Raw genomic sequence first — 16,792 nt, 5'->3', positions numbered from 1 at the left:
CGTTTCCGGTGGTGTGCCGTCGAGGTTGGCACCGCGAGGCTGCCGTCGGTGCTGACTGGCGGATTCTGTCCGGTCCGTGGGCGGCAATGTGCTAGCCGACGTCGGGCAGCCGAGGCGGTCGCTGCGCCGACCCGCTCGCTCGGGCCGGAGGGCCGCTCACTGGTGGTCGGGGCGGCTTGGGAGCCGAGGGTCCTCGTGCGCGGGACCGCGCCGCTCAGCGTCGGATGCACGAGGGAGGGCGAGACGGCGTGGCGAAGCGCAGGGTCCCGGCCCACTGGGAGGCCACGCCTGCCTCAGCTCCTGGCCGCGCCTGAGCCCATCACCGCGCCCGGTACCCATGACGCCCTGAGCGCGCCTGGGGGAACAGGCCGGCTTCGACGCCGTGCACGTGACCGGGTTCAGGACCACGGCCTTGCTCATCGGGCGACCCGACGTCGGGCTCCCCGGTAGCGAGAGCGACGACGTGCGGCGGATCGTCTCGGCTGCGTCCCGGTGATCGCCGACGCGGACGCCGGTCACGGCGATGCGCTGGACGTGTTGCGCACCTGTAGCTCCACGAGCAGGCCGGCGTGGCCGGCCCCCGCTCCGGGTGAGTGACGTCGACGGCATTCCTGTTCGCTGACCGAACGCATTGCTAGGCTCGGGCCATGGACCCTGCACCTCCCCCTCGAAGCTCCTCGGACGGAGGCGAGCGTCTCGAGCAGCTCGAACGCGCGATGGCGGTGCTCGAGTCCTTCGACGGCGACCACCCCGCGATGACGCTGAGCGAGGTCGCGGAGCTGACCGGCATGACCCGCGCGGCGGCCCGGCGGATCCTGCTGACCCTGCGCTCCCTCGGCTTCCTGAAGTCCGACGGCCGGGAGTTCTCGCTCACGCCCAAGGTGCTCAACGTGGGCTGGAACTACTTCGCCTCCCTGGGGGTGGACGAGATCGCCCGCCCCGTGCTCGCCGACCTGGTCAAGCGGCTCAACGAGTCCTGCTCCATGTCGACGCTCGACCTGCCCAACGTCGTCTACGTCGCCCGGGTCCACCCGCAGCGGGTGATGACCATGGGTGGCGGCGTGGGCAGTCGCCTCCCGGCCTCCACCACGGCCGCCGGCCGGGTGCTGCTGGCCACCCTCGACGACGCGGCACTGGACGAGTACCTCGCCGGCCGGCCCCTGCGGCAGTACACGCCGCGCACGATCACCGACCCCGACCGGTTCCGGGCCGCGCTCGCCGAGGTCCGCGACCAGGGCTACTGCCTGGTCGACCAGGAGCTGGAGATCGGCCTGCTGGCCCTCTCGGTCCCCGTCACCGGCCGTGACGGCCGGACCAGCGCTGCCGTGAGCGTCTCTTCGAGTGCCGCCCGGATGACACCCGCCCACTTCCGCCGTGAGTGCCTCCCCCCGCTGCGCGAGGCCGCGTCCCAGATCTCCGCCGCGCTCTCCCTCTCCGACGCACGCAGCACCATCATCTGACCGAGGCACGCTGACCCATCCAGGAGTCGGACAGCTACGCGGCGGCCGCCGACGAACAGGCAGGTGCTCACACAGCCGCCGTGCGGCCTCCCCCGTCACCGGCGCGTCCGTCAGGCCGCGGGACAGCCATCCGGACCGGTTCACCGGCCCGGCGGGTGTCCGTCCGTAGCCCCGGGAGCGCGCAGTACAGCATCGGCACCGCGATCCCCCCGACCGCAATCCGTGCCGCCCAGTGTCCGGCGCCCGTGTGGACGCCGTTGCCGAAGCGGAGATGGGGACACCCGGGCCGCCGGAGGAGAGGACCGGGGTGGTGGGTCCGCCGGGTCGGACACCAGTCCTGCCGGCGTCCTCGGGCAGGCCACCCAGCCCCTGCGCATGGGAGCACAGCGGCCCACTCCACTCCGACGTCGTCGATCGGACCGGGTCGGCCCCGACCCCGTCGGTCCCGGGTGGACCGGGGACCGACGGGGGCGAGCGTGCCGTCAGCCGACGACGGTCGTGCCGCTGAGGAGCGACTTGGCCACCACGGTGCGCAGCACGTCGTTGGTGCCTTCCCCGATGCTCATCAGCGGAGCGTCGCGATAGAGGCGCTCGATCTCGTACTCGGAGGAGTAGCCGTAGCCGCCGTGCACCTTCATCGAGTCGATGGCCGCCTCGAGCGCGACGTCGGAGCAGAAGATCTTGGCCATCCCGGTCGGACCGTCGGCCCGGCCGAGGGTCAGCCGGCTCGCCGCCCAGTACGCCATCAACCGGGCGGCTTGGACGTTGGTGGCCATCTGCGCCAGCTTCAGCTGGATGGCCTGGAACTGGGCGATCTCCTGCCCGAACGCTTTGCGCTCCTGGGAGTAGCGCAGCGCCTCGTCATAGGCGCGCTGCGCGACGCCGACCGACCGGGCGGCGATGTTGACCCGCCCCCACTCCAAGGCGGACAACACCTGCTGCATGCCGCGCCCCTCGACGCCGCCGAGGAGGTTCTCCGCCGGCACCTGCGCCCCGTCGAGCAGCACCTCGCAGGACTCCGGCCCCTTGTACCCGACCTTGGGGATGTCCTTGAGCACCGAGTAGCCGGGCGTGCCCTGCTCCACCAGCAGCACGCTCATGCCCTTGTGCGCCGGGGTGGCGGTGGGGTCGGTCTTGACCATCACCGGCAGCGGATCGGCGAACCGGGCGTTGGTGATCCAGGTCTTGGTGCCGTCGACGACGTACCCGCCGTCGGTCTTGCGGGCGACGGTCCTGATCCCCTGGACGTCGGTCCCGGCGTCGGGCTCGGTGAGCCCCAGACCGGTGCGGCGCTTCCCGGTCGCGAGGTCGGGCAGGTACCTGGCCTTCTGCTCCTCGGTCCCGTGCATGGCGATCAGCCGGCAGGACAGCGAGTGGCTCCCCAGGACGCCGGCGACGCCCATCCAGCCACGCGCCAGCTCCTCGAACACGATCGCGAAGGCCACCGGGTCCAGGTCGAGCCCGCCGTACTCCTCCGGGACGGTGATCCCGAACAGACCCATCTCCTTGAGCCCCTCGACGATCTCCGTCGGGTACCGCCCGGCCTGCTCGTACTCGCGGGCGACCGGGATGACCTCCTTGTCGACGAAGTCCCGGAGGACACTGCGGAACTGCTGCTGGTCGTCGGTCAGTTCGAAGTCCATCTGTCACTCCACGGGGACGTCGGTGGTCGGGGTGTGCGCGGGCGCCGGGCGCCCGTCCAGGTCGGGGTCCAGATCCCCGAAGGCCCCGGCCGAGGCGAGGGCGCGGATCCGCTGTTCGTCGTAGCCGGCGACGGCACGCAGGACGCGGTCGGCGTCCTCGTTGCGGGCAGGTCCCCGGCGGTACGTGAGGGCGGCCGGGTCGCCGACCCGTACCGGTGAGGCCAGCGTGCGGACCCGGCCGAACCGCGGGTGCTCGGTCTCCACCACCAGACCGCGGGCAGCGGTGTGCTCGTCGGCCAGGGCGTCGGCGACGGAGTTGATCGGGGCGACCGGGACGCCGGCCGCGCCGAGCAGCTGGAGCCACTCGTCGACCGGCCGCTGGCGGAACCTGTCCTCGAGCAGCGGCAGCAGCGCCTCGCGGTGCCGCTGCCGCCCGCCGAAGTCGCTGAACCGCGGGTCCGCGGCGACCTCGGGCAGCTCGAGCGCATCGATCAGGAGCCGCCAGAACTTCTCTTTGGGACAGGCCACGACCAGCCAGCCGTCGGCTGCCTGGAAGTTCCCGAAGGGGACCAGCGACGGGTGCGCGGAGTGCCGCGTCCGCGCGGGGACGTAGCCGGCGTTGAGGTGCCACGCCGCGGGGTAGTTCAGCATCGTGACGGCCGTGTCGAAGAGGCTGACGTCGCAGTCCAGGCCGACGCCGTCCCGCCGGGCCGCGTGCACCCCCACCACCAGGGACAGTGCGGCCACGTAACCACCGGTCCAGTCCACGAGCGACAGCCCGGTCTTGGTCGGCGGCCCCCCGGGCTCACCGGTGAGGTCCATCCACCCCGCCAGACCCTGCAGCATGTAGTCGTAGCCGGGGCCGTCGGCTCGCGGCCCGGTCATGCCGAAGCCGCTCAGCGAGCAGCAGACGATCGCGGGGTTGAGGTGCTTGAGGTCCTCGTACCGGATGCCCATCTTCGCCGGGACGTCACCGCGGAGGTTGGAGAACACCGCGTCGCTGCCGCGCACCAGGTCCTCGAAGACGGCACGCCCGGCGGGTGAGCGCAGGTCGAGGGACACACTGGACTTGTTGCGGTTCAGCGCCTCGTAGAAGAGCGAGTCCTCGCCCTCGCCGTACGGGGGCACGTACCGGCCGACGTCCCCGCCGGACGCCGGGTCCTCGATCTTGATGACCTCGGCGCCCAGGTCGGCCAGGTGCAGCGTGCCCCACGGACCGGCGCCGTACTGCTCCAGGGACACGATGCGCACGCCCTCCAGCGGCCTCGGGCGTCGTGTCGCGGGTGCCTCCTCCGCGTCGGTCGGTCGGGTCACGGCCACCGCGCTCCTCTCGATTGACTGGACTTCGCTTCACGGACAACAGGTTGGTGCGACCACGGCAGGCGGCGTGTGGGCTACAGCCGCTCCGGCTCAGGCGGTCAGCGGCTTCTTCCCGCGCGGGAAGACGCTCCGCGCGGCCTCGGCACCCCTCTTGTGGACGTAGAAGGTCCGGCGGAAGGACAGCACCTCGTCGCCGTGCTGGTTCAGCGTGCGCGTCTTGATGGTGACGATGCCCGCTCGGGGGCGGCTGCCCGACTCCCGCTTCTGGAGCACCAGCGACTCGGAGAAGAGCGTGTCGCCGGCGAACACGGGATGGGTGAGGACCAGACCGTCGAGCCCCAGGTTGGCGAACGCGTTCTGGGTGGTGTCGGTGACCGACTGCCCGATGGCGATCGCGATGGTCAGTGTGGAGACGACGAGCGGGCGGCCGAACTCCGACGCCTTGCCGACCTCGGCGTTGAAGTGCGACTGGTTGGTGTTCATGGTCAGCAACGTGAACCATGTGTTGTCCGCCTCGGAGACGGTGCGCCCCAGCGGGTGCTGGTAGACGTCCCCCGGCTGGAAGTCCTCGTAGAAGCGTCCCTCCCACCCGGGTCGGACGGTCGGGGTCACGTCAGCGTGCTGCGTCATGCGGGAACCGTTCTCCTCTTCTGCGGCGACGGGTCCGCGCAAGGACACCGAAGTTCGCTGACCGTACATTCGTGCGCTGAGGTTAGTCCCGTAGCAAGGGGGGGTCAAGGTCGGACCGTCCCGCTCGGGACGTGGCGCGGTCGGCACCCGCGCGGCACGCCGCTGTCCCAGGCGGCCACCGCACGACTCCGCGGCCGAACCGTGTTCGCTCACCGAACACGCCGCTAGGCTCTGGCCATGGACACTGCCTCCCGTCAACGCCAGGCGCCGGACGGTGGCGAGCGACTCGAGCAGCTCGAGCGGGCCGTGGCCGTGCTGGAGTGCTTCGACAGCACCCATCCGGCGATGACGCTGAGCGAGGTCGCGGAGCTGACCGGCATGACCCGCGCGGCGGCCCGGCGGATCCTGCTGACCCTGCGCTCCCTCGGCTATCTGAAGTCCGACGGCCGGGAGTTCTCGCTCACGCCCAAGGTGCTCAACGTGGGCTGGAACTACGTCGCCTCCCTGGGGGTGGACGAGATCGCCCGCCCCGTGCTCGCCGACCTGGTCAAGCGGCTCAACGAGTCCTGCTCCATGTCGACGCTCGACCTGCCCGACATCGTCTACGTCGCCCGGGTCCACCCGCAGCGGGTGATGACCATCGGTGGCGGCGTGGGCAGTCGCCTCCCGGCCTCCACCACGGCCGCCGGCCGGGTGCTGCTGGCCGCCCTCGACGACGCGGCACTGGACGAGTACCTCGCCGGCCGGCCCCTGCGGCAGTACACGCCGCGCACGATCACCGACCCCGACCGGTTCCGGGCCGCGCTCGCCGAGGTCCGCGACCAGGGCTACTGCCTGGTCGACCAGGAGCTGGAGATCGGCCTGCGCGCCATCTCGGTCCCCGTCACCGGGCGCGACCACCGGACCGGCGCTGCCCTCAGCGTCTCCTCGAACGCGGCCCGGACGACGCTCACCCATCTCCGCCGCGAGTGCCTCCCCCCGCTGCGCGAGGCCGCCGAGACGATCTCCGCCGCGCTCTCCCTCTCCGACGCACGCAGGACCGTCCTGTGACCGACGGCTGCTGACCGGACTCACGGGGCCGGCAGCTCCGCTCGACCACCACCCGTCCGTCACCGTGCGCCAGCCCGCTACACCCTGAGCACCAGGTTGCCGTACTCGTCGCAGGTGACCCACTGCCCCGGGCGGATGACGACGACCGTGTCCGGCAGCTCGACCAGCATCGGCCCGTCGAGCCGACCCTCGAGCCGCCCACCGGAGACACGCAGCACCGGCGTCTCCACGCGGGCCCGCTCCTCGGCCCAGTAGACCGGCCGGGAGGTCCGCTCGACGTCGGTGGCACTGGGCGCCCGGGCGATCCCCGGACGGTCCACGATCCCGCGCGCCCGGAGTACGAAACCGGTCAGGCTCACCCCGCCGGCCAGGTGACCGGAGCCCTCACCGTGCAGGTCGTCGTAGAGCCGGGCGAAGTCCGTCCCGATGCCCTCGACGGCCACCTCGTCGAGCGGCTCCCCCGAGATGGGCACCTCGATGGTGTGCAGCTGGGTGGTGTACTTCATCCGCACCGACCGGTCGATCGCCACTTGGCCGCCCTCGAAGCCCTCGGTGGCGAGGATGCCGCGCGCCTGCTCCTCGAGATCGGCCAGGACCGTGTTCATGCGGTCCGGGTCGACCGGCATCCGGTGCTGCTCCCAGCGCTGGACGACGTGGATGACGTCGGCCACCGTGGCACCGTAGGCCGACCATGCCGAGGCCATGTGCAGCATCGGCACGATCACCTTCCGTACCCCGACCCCACGAGCCACGGCGCCGACGTGCACCGGGCCGCCTCCGCCGTAGGCGAAGACCGTGTACTCGCGCGGGTCGAAACCGCGGAGGATGCTCATCCGCCGCAGCAGGTCGGCCATCTTGGCGTCGATGATCTGGTTGATGCCCGCCGCGGTCTCTTCGAGCGACAGGCCCAGCCGGTCCCCGAGCGCTCCGACCGCCCGCTCGGCCGCCGCGACGTCGAGCTTGCGCCGCCCGTGCAGGAAGTTGTCGGGGTCGATGACGCCGAGGACGACGTCGGCATCGGTCACGGTCGCCTCGGTGCCCCCGTTGCCGTAGCACGCCGGCCCCGGCATCGCCCCGGCCGAGTGCGGCCCGACCTGCAGCCCCCCGGCCGCGTCGAGCCAGGCGATGCTGCCCCCGCCGGCGCCGACGGTGTCGACGTAGACCATCGGCAGCGACACCTCGAAGCGCTCCAGCAGCGAGACGTCGCGGACGTCCGGCGTGAGCCCGCGGATGACGCTGACGTCGAAGGACGTGCCGCCCATGTCGGCCACCATGAGGTCCGGCTCCCCGAGGGCCGCCGCCACGTGGGCACTGCCCAGCAGACCGCTGACCGGCCCGGAGTGCACCGTGCGCACCGGCGCGACCTGCGCCTCGGCCTCGGTGATGGCACCGCCGGCGCACTGGGCGTAGAGGATCCGCCCGGCGTAGCCGCGCCGCCCGGCCTCCTGCTCGATCCGCTGCACGTAGTCCTTCATCAGCGGGCCGATGTAGGCATTGACGACGCCGGTCATGGTCCGCTCGTACTCCCCCACGAAGGAGGACACGGAGCTGGCCGCGGTGACGAAGATCTGTGGATGACGGTCGCTGATCAGCTGGACGGCCCTGTCCTCGTGGGCGCTGTTGCGGACCGACCACAGGAAGCTGACGGCGATGGCCTCGACGCCAGCGGCCACCAGCTCGTCGGCGGCGGCGGCGACCTGGGATTCGTTGAGCGGCACCACCACCTCGCCGAGGTAGTCGATCCGCTCGTCCACCTCCCGGATCAGGGCGCGGGGCACGACGGGCTCCGGCTTGTCGCTCCGCGGGAGGTCCCAGATGTGCGCGCCGTCGACGCCGGCCAGCCGGCCTTCGGCCTTCATGATGAGGGTGACGTCACCGTGGCCCGACGTGGTGATCAGGCCGACCTTGGCACCGCGGCGCTCGATGAGGGCGTTCGTGCCCGTCGTGGTGCCGTGGACCAGGAGCCGGCACCGGGCGAGCGCGTCGTCGAGCGACAGACCGAGCCCCGTCGCGGCGTCCTCGATGGAGTCGAAGAACCCACGCGCGCGGTTGTCCGGGGTCGTGGGCGACTTGCCGGGCCGCGCGGTCCCGTCGGGGAGGACGATCGCGCAGTCGGTGAAGGTGCCCCCGATGTCGACGCCGATCACGAGGTCCTGATCGTCGGCGGACTGCGTCGCGGTCATGCGTGACCCTCCTGGGCGGTCGAGAGCGTCGTGAGGTCGATGCGGACGTCGTCGCGCGGCGGATCCTCGGCCCGGCAGAAGTCCTGACCGAGGAGCCCGGCGCACGAGGGGCAGAAGTACTGGCGCAGCAAGATGGTGTCGTCCCCGAACAGGGCCGGGTCCACGTACATCCGGCCGTCCACCTCGTGCGGCGGCCGCTGGCTGCTCGCCGCCCCTGACAGGTAGGGGGCCTCGGCCGGTGCGAGCCAGGCCCTACAGTCCGAGCAGGTCCAGCAGAACGCGCCCTCGACGGACGAGAGGTCGATGCCTCCTGCCGCGCCCGTGAGGACGGGCACGACGTCGCCCACCGGCACCTCGCGCGGCGGCACCGTGGCACCGGCCAGCCGCTCCGACCTGATCTCGGCTCTGCGGCGATCGGTTGCCGCCGTATCGAGCGAGCCGGCCGCGTCGACCACGACGCCGTAGAACCGGCGCGCGGCCTCGACGCTGGTGCGCCCTCCGGCGACGTCGCGCGCCACCCGCTCGGGTTCCCGCAGCAGCGGATCGCCGTATCCCCCACCGCCGTTGTACTCGATCAGGACCGCGTCACCCTGTGGGAGAGGCATCAGCGTGGCCTGGGGGTGCAGCCGCTCGAACGCGTCGATCTCGGCCCGGATCTGCTCGCGGTCACCAGGGAGACGGCCGGCGGCCATCGCCTGACCGACGGCGCCCCCCGTCGTCCGGAAGAAGTTGCCGGCGAGCGCGAAGTACCCACCTGCCAGGCCGCTGGCGAGGTTGGCGCTGGGCTCCACGAACACCATCTGCGCATTGCTCATGAACGACTGCGGGTGCGGCACCCACGCCGCGCCGACCCCGTTGCCTCCACGCCAGCGGCCGGGCCCGCCGCTGTCCTGGACCTCGCGCCGGTACAGGACCAGGCCCACGCCCTCCTGCTCGCTGGACTCCACGTTGCCGGCGGAGGTGCCGAGCATGAACCAGGACCCTGCCGAGTCGACCCCGTCCTTGTGGGGGAAGGCTCCGATCGCACCGGCGAGGAGCGCCCCGTGCGTCGAGGCCGGCGGCGCCACCAGGGAGAAGTCGGGATTGAGCCCGAAGCCGATGTCGGCCATGGCGACCGAGAGGCCCCCGGACGCCGTCGCGCGCTGACGGAGCTCCGGTGGCGCGGCGAGGACCATGGAGCTCGCGCACAGCCCGGCCAGGTTCATCGTCACGAACACGCTGTGCAGTGCCGAGGTGGCGGCCGGCGGGTTGGCGCAGTTGCGGGTCCCGAACGTCGGCTGCATGAGGACGTGGTCCGCGATGCCGGCGAAACAGCCTTGCTGGTCCCAGGCCAGGGCGGCGGCGAGCGCGGAAACCGCCGCGGAGCGCAGTACCGAGTACGTCGAGTTCCCCGGTCCCGACTGCGGCGAGGTGCCCTCGTTGCTGCAGATGACGTGCCGGCCCCGCTTGGTGAGGGTGAAGACCTCCTGGTGGCTCTCGCGGTCGACGCCGAGCGCCCCCGTGACATAGAGGCGGCGCGACCACGTCCCGTCGGGGATCCTCTCGAGCCGGTCGCCGACCACACGGGAGGCCTCCGCGATCATCTTGCGCATCACGCCCTTGACCGTGGCAGCGCCGCGCTCCTCCACCAGCCCGGCCACACGGGCGACCATCGCGCGCACGCCGGCGATCCCGCTCTTGACGTTGAGACGCAGCGTCTCGGGGTCCCGACCGTGGTGCACCCAGAGGTCCAGGACGTCGGAGCGGAGCGTCCCGGCATCCACGATCTTCACGGGCGGCGTGGCGGCGCCGTCCTCGTACATGTCTCGTGCGTGCACCGCCCACCCGCCGGGATCCACTCCCCCGAGGTCGCCCATGTGCAGGGCGTTGTAGACCCAGGCGAAGAGCTTCCCGTCGACGAACACCGGGCCGAAGACCGCGGTGTCCGGCTGCTGGCCTGCCGCCACGTAGGGGCTGTTCTGCAGGAAGACGTCTCCCTCGGCGATCCCGGGCGACTCACTGCGGTTCTCCAGCGTCCACTTGACGACCAGATCGGCCAGGGTCGAGAAGAACTGGATGGTCGGGCTGACGACCACCGCTTCCCCGTCCTCGGTGAGCAACGCCGTGGCGAAGTCCTTCGAGTAGATGACCGGGGCGGAGCCGGTGGTCCGCTGGATGATGTCGCCGTGCTCGAGGTTCTGGTGCCACATCCGCGACCGGAGCACCTGGTAGGTGATCGGGTCGACGTCGAGGTCGGCCTCGGTGTGCAGTGCGAGCGCGGGATCGATGGTCAGCTCGGGGCGCGGGATGTAGGACCGGCGGAGCCCGTCCCACGGCCCGTCCCCGAGCCGGTCGAAGTCGGCCTGGGGGTTGCGGACGACGCCGTCGTCGGTCGCGTAGCGGAAGGCGCTCAGGAGTTCCGTCATGTCGGTGTCCTCGTCGCAGGTCGCGCTCGGTCAGGAAGTGTGGTCGAGGCTCCGTGGGACCGACGAGCCCGCGTACTCCACGGCCTCCTCCCACGACGCCCGCCGGGCGATCAGTGGCGGTACTTCGTGATCTCCGTCGGCCGGTCGACCGTCAGCGTGCCGACGAGCCGGTCGTCCTCGCGGTGGGGAGCGAGCAGGCCCCGCTCGTGCCGGTCCTCCACGACGACGATCTCGTCGGCATGGGGCGGCGCTCAGGCGCCGGCGGGGGTGGGTGCGGGCAGGGCCTCGCCACGTTCGACGGCGGCGAGCGCCTCGAGGACGGCGTCCCCGGGCTGGGGCTGGACGTACCGGGTGGAGGGCGCGATGGCGTAGCCGCGGTCGTTCCGGTCGACGTCGGACAGCGCGGCGGACAGGCTCTCGATCGTCCACTGCTCGCCGTCGTTGTTCAGGTGCGTGCTGGCGCTGAAGCCGCTGAACACGAACAGGTCGTCACCCTCCACGCCGAAGACCCGACCGGTGAACGAGCACGCCGGCGAGGCCAGGTAGGTGACCACCGCGGACACGTGCTCGGGGGCGATGCGGTCGAAGCCCTCGTGCACGGGTGCCACGACGTCCGCGAACATCGGCACGGCCTCGGTGAGCCGGGTCCGCGCGATGGGGGCGATCGCGTTGACCCGGACGCCCAGCTCGGCGAGGTCCCCGGCGGAGGTGAAGGTCAGCGCGAGCACGCCGGCCTTCGAGACGCAGTAGGCAGGGGTACCGGGCATCGGGTTGGTCCCGGCCGGGGAGCTGGTGTTGACGATGGCCCGTCCGGCCTCGGCGCCGGCCTGACGCCAGTGCGCGGCGGCCCAGTGCGTGACCGCCGCGGTCCCGGTCAGGTTGATGCCGATGACCCTGTTCCAGTCCTCGCCGGTCTCCTGGTCGATCGGGGCGAACCGGCTGATGCCCGCGTTGTTGACGACGATGTCCAGACGCCCGAAGGCGGACAGCGCGGTCTCCACGACGCCCTTGGCCCCGTCCCAGTCCGAGACGTCGGTCGCGTCCTGGACCGCCTGCCCGCCGGCTGCCTCGATCTCCGCCACGACGGACGCGGCGAGCTGGGTGTCGCGCCCGGCGCCGTCCATGCTGACACCGATGTCGTTCACCACGACGGCGGCCCCGGCCCGGGCCAGGGCCAGGGCGTGGGTCCGCCCCAGGCCGCGCCCGGCCCCGGTCACGATGGCCACCTTGCCCTGCAGAACTCCGCTCACGTCTTCTCCTCGTCCGGTCCGGGTTCCGAGCCCGGTGTCAGCCGTTCGCGCCGGCCGGTACCGGAACGTCCCACGCGACCACCAGCCCGCTGAGGACGCTCTGGACCGCTGTGCCCCACATGCGCTGGACCTCGTGCCCCGGGACTCTCCGGGCGTTCGGCAGCTGGTCGAGCAGGGCCTCGATGGCCTGCCGGGTCTCGACCCGGGCCAGCATGGCCCCCATGCAGGAGTGGCTCCCCTTGCCGAAGCCCAGGTGCCTGAGGGCGTCGCGACGGCGCGGGTCGTACTCCTCGGCGCGCTCCCACACCGACTCGTCGCGCCCGGTGGACCACACGTGCACGGCCAGCAGCGAGTCCTTCGGGATGGCGACGCCGTCGAGCTCCGTGTCGGGGACCACTCGGCGGTAGGTCATCCGGCCGACGTGGTCGTGCCGGAGCTCCTCCTCGATCATCGTGTCGAGCATCGTGCGGTCGGCATCGGCCTCGCGCCACAGCGCGCCCCCGTCGTCGAGCATCCGCATGACCATCTGCGCGATGAGGTTCACCGTGGTGTCGCCACCGGCGATGATGGACAGCAGCACGACACCGAAGACCTCGGTGTCGGTGAGGGCCTGCTCACCGTCGACCGTCGCGGTGATGAGGTCGGTGAGGAAGTCCCCCTGACCCCTCGGGTTCCGGCGCCGGTCGTCGATCATGTCGAGCGCAAAGCGGCGGAACTCCGCCTGCTCCCGGCCGAGCTCGACCAGCTCGGCATCGGTGACGGTCGGGTCGCCGAACACCCGCATGCACTCCGCGACCCACCGGTGCAGGTCGTCCTCGTGGGCCCTGTCGATCCCGAGGATGGAGAGCATCAGCCGCATGGGGATCTTGCGCGCGTAGGCGGGGATGAGGTCCGCCTCACCGGACGCCTGGAACTCGGCGATGGTCTCGTCCGCGACCCGGCGGCACAGGTCGGTCGCGCCGAGGGCGTTCCGGCGCATGAACGGCACCTGCGCGAGCTTCCGCACCCGCGGGTGGGTGGTCGAGTTCTGGAACGGGGCGATGGCGTCGGTGGCGAACCCGTCCGGGAGCAGCTCCCGGAGCTCGTCGGGCATCGGCCGGTTGATGAAGGGGATCTGCGCGAAGGTCTCCTGGTCCATGAAGACCTTCGCGACGTCCGCGTGCCTGGTCACGATGTATGCCCCGAGCTGGGGGTTGAAGAAGACCGGCGCCTCGCGGCGGGAGAACGCCATCACCGCGGACGGGTCCGCGATCTGGGCGGGCTCGAGGGGCTCGAAGCCGTGCAGCACCGGGCAACCGCCGGGGCCGTCGTGGGTGATCCTCAGTTCAGGCTCTGCCCCTGCGGCTGCCTGGGTGTCGGTCATCGGTCGCTCCTCGTCTCGCTCGGCTGGGTCGGTGGACGTCGCTGCGGCCGGTCGTCCGGGCTCATCAGGACGCCGGCATGACGCGTTCGAACAGCATTGCCATGTGCTGGGTGTCCATGTACTCGCGATCGGTCCGGACCAGCCCGTCGACGACCTCGTACACGTGCACGTAGCGGTTCTCGTACTCCGTTCCCTCGTGGAACCTGCCGCTGCCACGCACCTCGGCCACGACCCAGTCGCCCTGGGCCACCACGTGGGTGACCTCCAACTGCGGGCTGTCGGCGTCGAACACCGTGGCCACCAGACCCGGCAGCGCGGCCAGGGTGGTCGCCTTGTCCATCGGGGCGGCACCGGGCAGGTGGTAGCTCTGCAGCTCGTAGGTCAGGTCGGGGTGCAGCAGCTCGCCGAAGCGGTTCCAGTCCTTCTGGTTGAGGGCCTCGATCAAGGCGCGGACCGTCTCCTCGTTGCCACCGGCCATCACTGACGTACTCCTCACTCGTGGTCTCGTCCGGGTGGTGCGACGACGCTCGACGAGCCGAACCCGGCCAAGAACCGACGGCATGCACCCGAGACGTCCCCGGCACCACCGTGGACGGGGACCACGGCCGCTGCGGGCGGTCACGATGCCCGCGCGCTCTGGTCGCTGATGGAACAACTCTTCGCTCAGCGCACATTATGTGGGCGACACCACTCGGTCAAGGGTCCGCGACGCGCGCTGCTCCCGCGTGGAGCGGGCACCTCCTGTCGCACCGGAGGTGCATCCGTGGGCGGTCGGCGACGGGTCACGAACCCGCGGCCGCCCAGGGTCTTGCTGTGACCGTTGCAACGCCCCGGCGCCCGGTATACGTTGACAGCACAACTGGGCGGCTAGCGAACGGAGCCGGTGTGGGCACGCAATCCGAGCGACTCAGCGACTTCGTCGCACAGCTGAAGATCGAGCAGATCCCCGAGGCCACCGTGCAGCACGCGCAGCTGCACGCGCTGGACGCCCTCGGCTGCGGCGTCGCGGCGTACGCCTTTGGGGAGGCGTCGTACACCCTGGGCGCCGTGCGCGAGATCGGCGGACACGGCACGGCCACCGCGATCGGTGCCACGGACCTCACTCCGGCCGACGCTGCGTTCGTCACCGGCACGCTGTGCCACGCGCTGGACTTCGACGACACCCACCCCAACTCAGTGGTGCACGTCAGCGCCGGCGTCGTCCCGGCCGCCATCGTCGCCGCGCGCGTGGCTGGCGCGACCGGTGCCGACCTGCTGGCTGGGATCGTCGCCGGCAACGAGGTCTCGATCCGTGTCGGCAACGCGGCGGGCGGCACGTTCCACGCCCGCGGCTTCCACCCGACCGGGGTGTGCGGCGTCTTCGGGGCCACCGCAGCGGCATCCCGCGCCCGTGGCCTGGACGCCGTCCAGACGGCCAATGCGCTCGGGATCGCCGGGAGCATGGCATCGGGGCTGCTGGAGTTCCTCTCCGACGGGTCCGAGACCAAGCGGCTGCACGCGGGCTGGGCGGCGCGCTCCGGACTGACGGCCGCGGCGCTCGCGGCACACGGGGCGACCGGACCCGCGACCGTCTTCGAGGGCGCGCGCGGCTACTACGCAACCTACGTGCACGGTGCGGACAGCGACCTGGGCAACCAGGTGGGCGACCTGGGCAACCACTGGGTCACCGACGAGATCGCCTACAAGCCCTACCCGGCCTGTCACTACACCCACGCCGCGGTCGACGCGCTGGCCGAGGTGCTCGCCGCGAACCCCCTGCGAGCAGACGAGGTCACGTCGATCGTGGGGTTCACCACCGAGACCGGAGTCGCGCTGGTCAGCGAGCCCGTCGCCGACAAGGTGCACCCCCGCACGGCCTACGACGCCAAGTTCAGCCTGCCCTACTGCCTGGCCACCCGCCTGGTCACCGGCAGGCTCGACGTCGGCTCCTTCACGGAGGACGCCATCGCCGACCCGGAGGTGGCCGCGCTCACGCCGCGGATCGGCTACGAACTGCGGCAGTACAGCGCGAAACCCGACTCCTTCGGCGGGGGCGTCCGCGTCGAGACGGTCGACGGCCGGGTCCTCGAGCACGAGTTCCGCTACCAGCGAGGCGGTGCGGAGAACCCCTTGAGCACCGACGACGTCCTGACGAAGTTCCGCACGAACGCCGGGTACGGCCTCCCGTCCGAGCACGTGGCGACCCTCGAGCGGTCGACGCTCCAGCTGGCCGGGCTGCGCGACGTCTCCTACCTCGACGTCCTCGCCTCGGCGACCGAGCGAAAGTGAGTTGCCCCGTGCAGCACAGCGACGTCGTCATCGTGGGCGCCGGTCCGGTCGGCGTCCTCAACGCCCTGGGCCTGGCCCGGACCGGGCTGAGCGTCACGCTGCTCGACGCCGAGCCGGCCATCGGTCAGGCGCCGCGGGCGATGGTCTACCACTGGTCGGTCCTGGAGGGCATCGAGCGGCTGGGCCTGCTGGAGGCCGCCAAGCGGGTCGGGTTCACCAAGCAGGACTACTCCTGGTACGTCTACGCGACCGGCGAGAAGATCGACCTGAGCGTCGGCGTGCTCGAGGGGCTCGTCCCGCACCCCTACAACCTGCACATGGGCCAGCACAAGCTCGCCGACATCGCGCTGCAGGAGCTCGGCAGGTTCGACAACGCCTCCGTCAGGTTCGGCACGAGGGTCACCGGCATCACCCAGGACGACGACGGCGTCACGGTCACCGCCGAGGGCGCCCAGGGCACCGAGCAGCTCCGCGCCTCCTACCTGGTCGGAGCCGACGGTGCCAGCAGCACGGTGCGCAAGTCCCAGGGGCTGGCGTTCGAGGGGATGACCTGGCCGGAGGTCTTCGTCGCCACCAACGTCCGCTACGACTTCGAGGCGCACGGCTACGCGCGGTCCACGCTGCAGATCGACCCGACCTACGGCGCGATCATCGCCAAGATCGACAACACCGGTCTGTGGCGGGTCACCTATGCCGAGCACCCGGACACGCCCGAGGACCAGATGGGCGACCGCATCCCCCAGTGGTACGAGAAGCTGCTGCCGGGCGACGAGGGTTACGAGCTCGACGCCTACCGCCCCTACCGCATGCACCAGCGCGCCGCCTCCAGCATGCGCGCGGGACGGGTCCTGCTCGCCGGTGACGCCGCCCACGCCACCAACCCGACCGGCGGTCTGGGCCTGACCTCGGGGCTCTTCGACACCTTCGTCCTCTACGACGCCCTCGCCGCGGTCGTCAAGGGGACCGCGGACGAGTCGGTGCTCGACCGCTATGCCGAGGAGCGTCGGCGCACCTTCCTGGAGATCGCCTCACCGCGCGCCAGCGCCAACAAGCAGCTCCTCTACCACACCAGCGACCCCGTCCGGCTGGAAGCCGAGCTGTCGAAGTTGCGGGCGATGGCCGCCGACGAGGACGCCCAGCGCACCAACTTCATGTTCACCAAGCAGCTGGAGACGGCACCGCTGGTGCAGCCGGTCGCGACGGTCTGAGGGGGACGCGCC

At 71.6% G+C, this 16,792-nt stretch carries 12 protein-coding genes; 4 read left to right on the top strand and 8 right to left on the bottom strand.

The window, feature by feature from the left end:
* The first annotated feature begins 647 nt into the window (after positions 1-647).
* Entirely contained in the window at positions 648-1,460 is an 813-nt protein-coding gene (locus tag ACU610_RS01635) for an IclR family transcriptional regulator domain-containing protein (protein ID WP_446765983.1), read from the top strand.
* Between the two features lie 482 nt (positions 1,461-1,942).
* Here ACU610_RS01635 and ACU610_RS01630 read toward each other — a convergent pair whose 3' ends face one another.
* The 3 genes from ACU610_RS01630 to ACU610_RS01620 all read right to left on the bottom strand — a co-directional run bounded on the left by ACU610_RS01630 (position 1,943) and on the right by ACU610_RS01620 (position 5,053).
* The gene (locus ACU610_RS01630) at positions 1,943-3,103 is read right to left on the bottom strand and encodes an acyl-CoA dehydrogenase family protein (RefSeq protein WP_446765982.1); all 1,161 of its coding nucleotides are present in this window, start codon (positions 3,101-3,103) and stop codon (positions 1,943-1,945) included.
* 3 nt (positions 3,104-3,106) lie between these two features.
* Positions 3,107-4,417: a CaiB/BaiF CoA transferase family protein gene (locus tag ACU610_RS01625; RefSeq protein ID WP_446765981.1), complete on the bottom strand. Its 1,311-nt coding sequence runs from the start codon at positions 4,415-4,417 to the stop codon at positions 3,107-3,109.
* 96 nt (positions 4,418-4,513) lie between these two features.
* Positions 4,514-5,053 (bottom strand): MaoC family dehydratase, encoded by a 540-nt coding sequence (locus tag ACU610_RS01620; protein WP_446765980.1) that lies wholly within the window; start codon positions 5,051-5,053, stop codon positions 4,514-4,516.
* A 237-nt stretch (positions 5,054-5,290) separates the two neighbouring features.
* Here ACU610_RS01620 and ACU610_RS01615 point away from each other — a divergent pair, with 237 nt between their 5' ends.
* The gene (locus tag ACU610_RS01615; protein ID WP_446765979.1) at positions 5,291-6,103 is read left to right on the top strand and encodes an IclR family transcriptional regulator domain-containing protein; all 813 of its coding nucleotides are present in this window, start codon (positions 5,291-5,293) and stop codon (positions 6,101-6,103) included.
* 77 nt (positions 6,104-6,180) lie between these two features.
* Here the strand turns inward: ACU610_RS01615 and ACU610_RS01610 are convergent, their stop codons facing one another.
* From ACU610_RS01610 to ACU610_RS01590, 5 genes are all read right to left on the bottom strand, one after another.
* Positions 6,181-8,286 carry a hydantoinase/oxoprolinase family protein gene (locus ACU610_RS01610; RefSeq protein ID WP_446765978.1) on the bottom strand — a complete coding sequence of 702 codons (2,106 nt, stop codon included), beginning with the start codon at positions 8,284-8,286 and terminating at the stop codon, positions 6,181-6,183.
* Positions 8,283-10,691: a hydantoinase B/oxoprolinase family protein gene (locus tag ACU610_RS01605; protein ID WP_446765977.1), complete on the bottom strand. Its 2,409-nt coding sequence runs from the start codon at positions 10,689-10,691 to the stop codon at positions 8,283-8,285. The genes ACU610_RS01610 and ACU610_RS01605 overlap by 4 nt, the downstream gene beginning before the upstream one ends.
* Positions 10,692-10,942: 251 nt before the next feature.
* Positions 10,943-11,941: an SDR family NAD(P)-dependent oxidoreductase gene (locus ACU610_RS01600; protein ID WP_446765976.1), complete on the bottom strand. Its 999-nt coding sequence runs from the start codon at positions 11,939-11,941 to the stop codon at positions 10,943-10,945.
* 37 nt (positions 11,942-11,978) lie between these two features.
* Positions 11,979-13,304, bottom strand: a complete 1,326-nt coding sequence (locus ACU610_RS01595; protein WP_446765975.1) for a cytochrome P450 — start codon at positions 13,302-13,304, stop codon at positions 11,979-11,981.
* 64 nt (positions 13,305-13,368) lie between these two features.
* Positions 13,369-13,782 carry a nuclear transport factor 2 family protein gene (locus ACU610_RS01590; RefSeq protein ID WP_446765974.1) on the bottom strand — a complete coding sequence of 138 codons (414 nt, stop codon included), beginning with the start codon at positions 13,780-13,782 and terminating at the stop codon, positions 13,369-13,371.
* Between the two features lie 407 nt (positions 13,783-14,189).
* On the opposite strand from ACU610_RS01590, the gene ACU610_RS01585 reads away from it, so the two are divergent.
* Together ACU610_RS01585 and ACU610_RS01580 are read left to right on the top strand one after the other, a co-directional pair.
* Positions 14,190-15,572, top strand: a complete 1,383-nt coding sequence (locus tag ACU610_RS01585) for an MmgE/PrpD family protein (protein ID WP_446765973.1) — start codon at positions 14,190-14,192, stop codon at positions 15,570-15,572.
* 8 nt (positions 15,573-15,580) lie between these two features.
* Entirely contained in the window at positions 15,581-16,780 is a 1,200-nt protein-coding gene (locus tag ACU610_RS01580; RefSeq protein ID WP_446765972.1) for an FAD-dependent oxidoreductase, read from the top strand.
* Positions 16,781-16,792: the final 12 nt, after the last annotated feature.

The organism is Geodermatophilus sp. URMC 61, from assembly GCF_052931555.1.
Note: the sequence above shows the minus strand (reverse complement) of the source record. Positions and strands in the feature narration are given on the sequence as shown.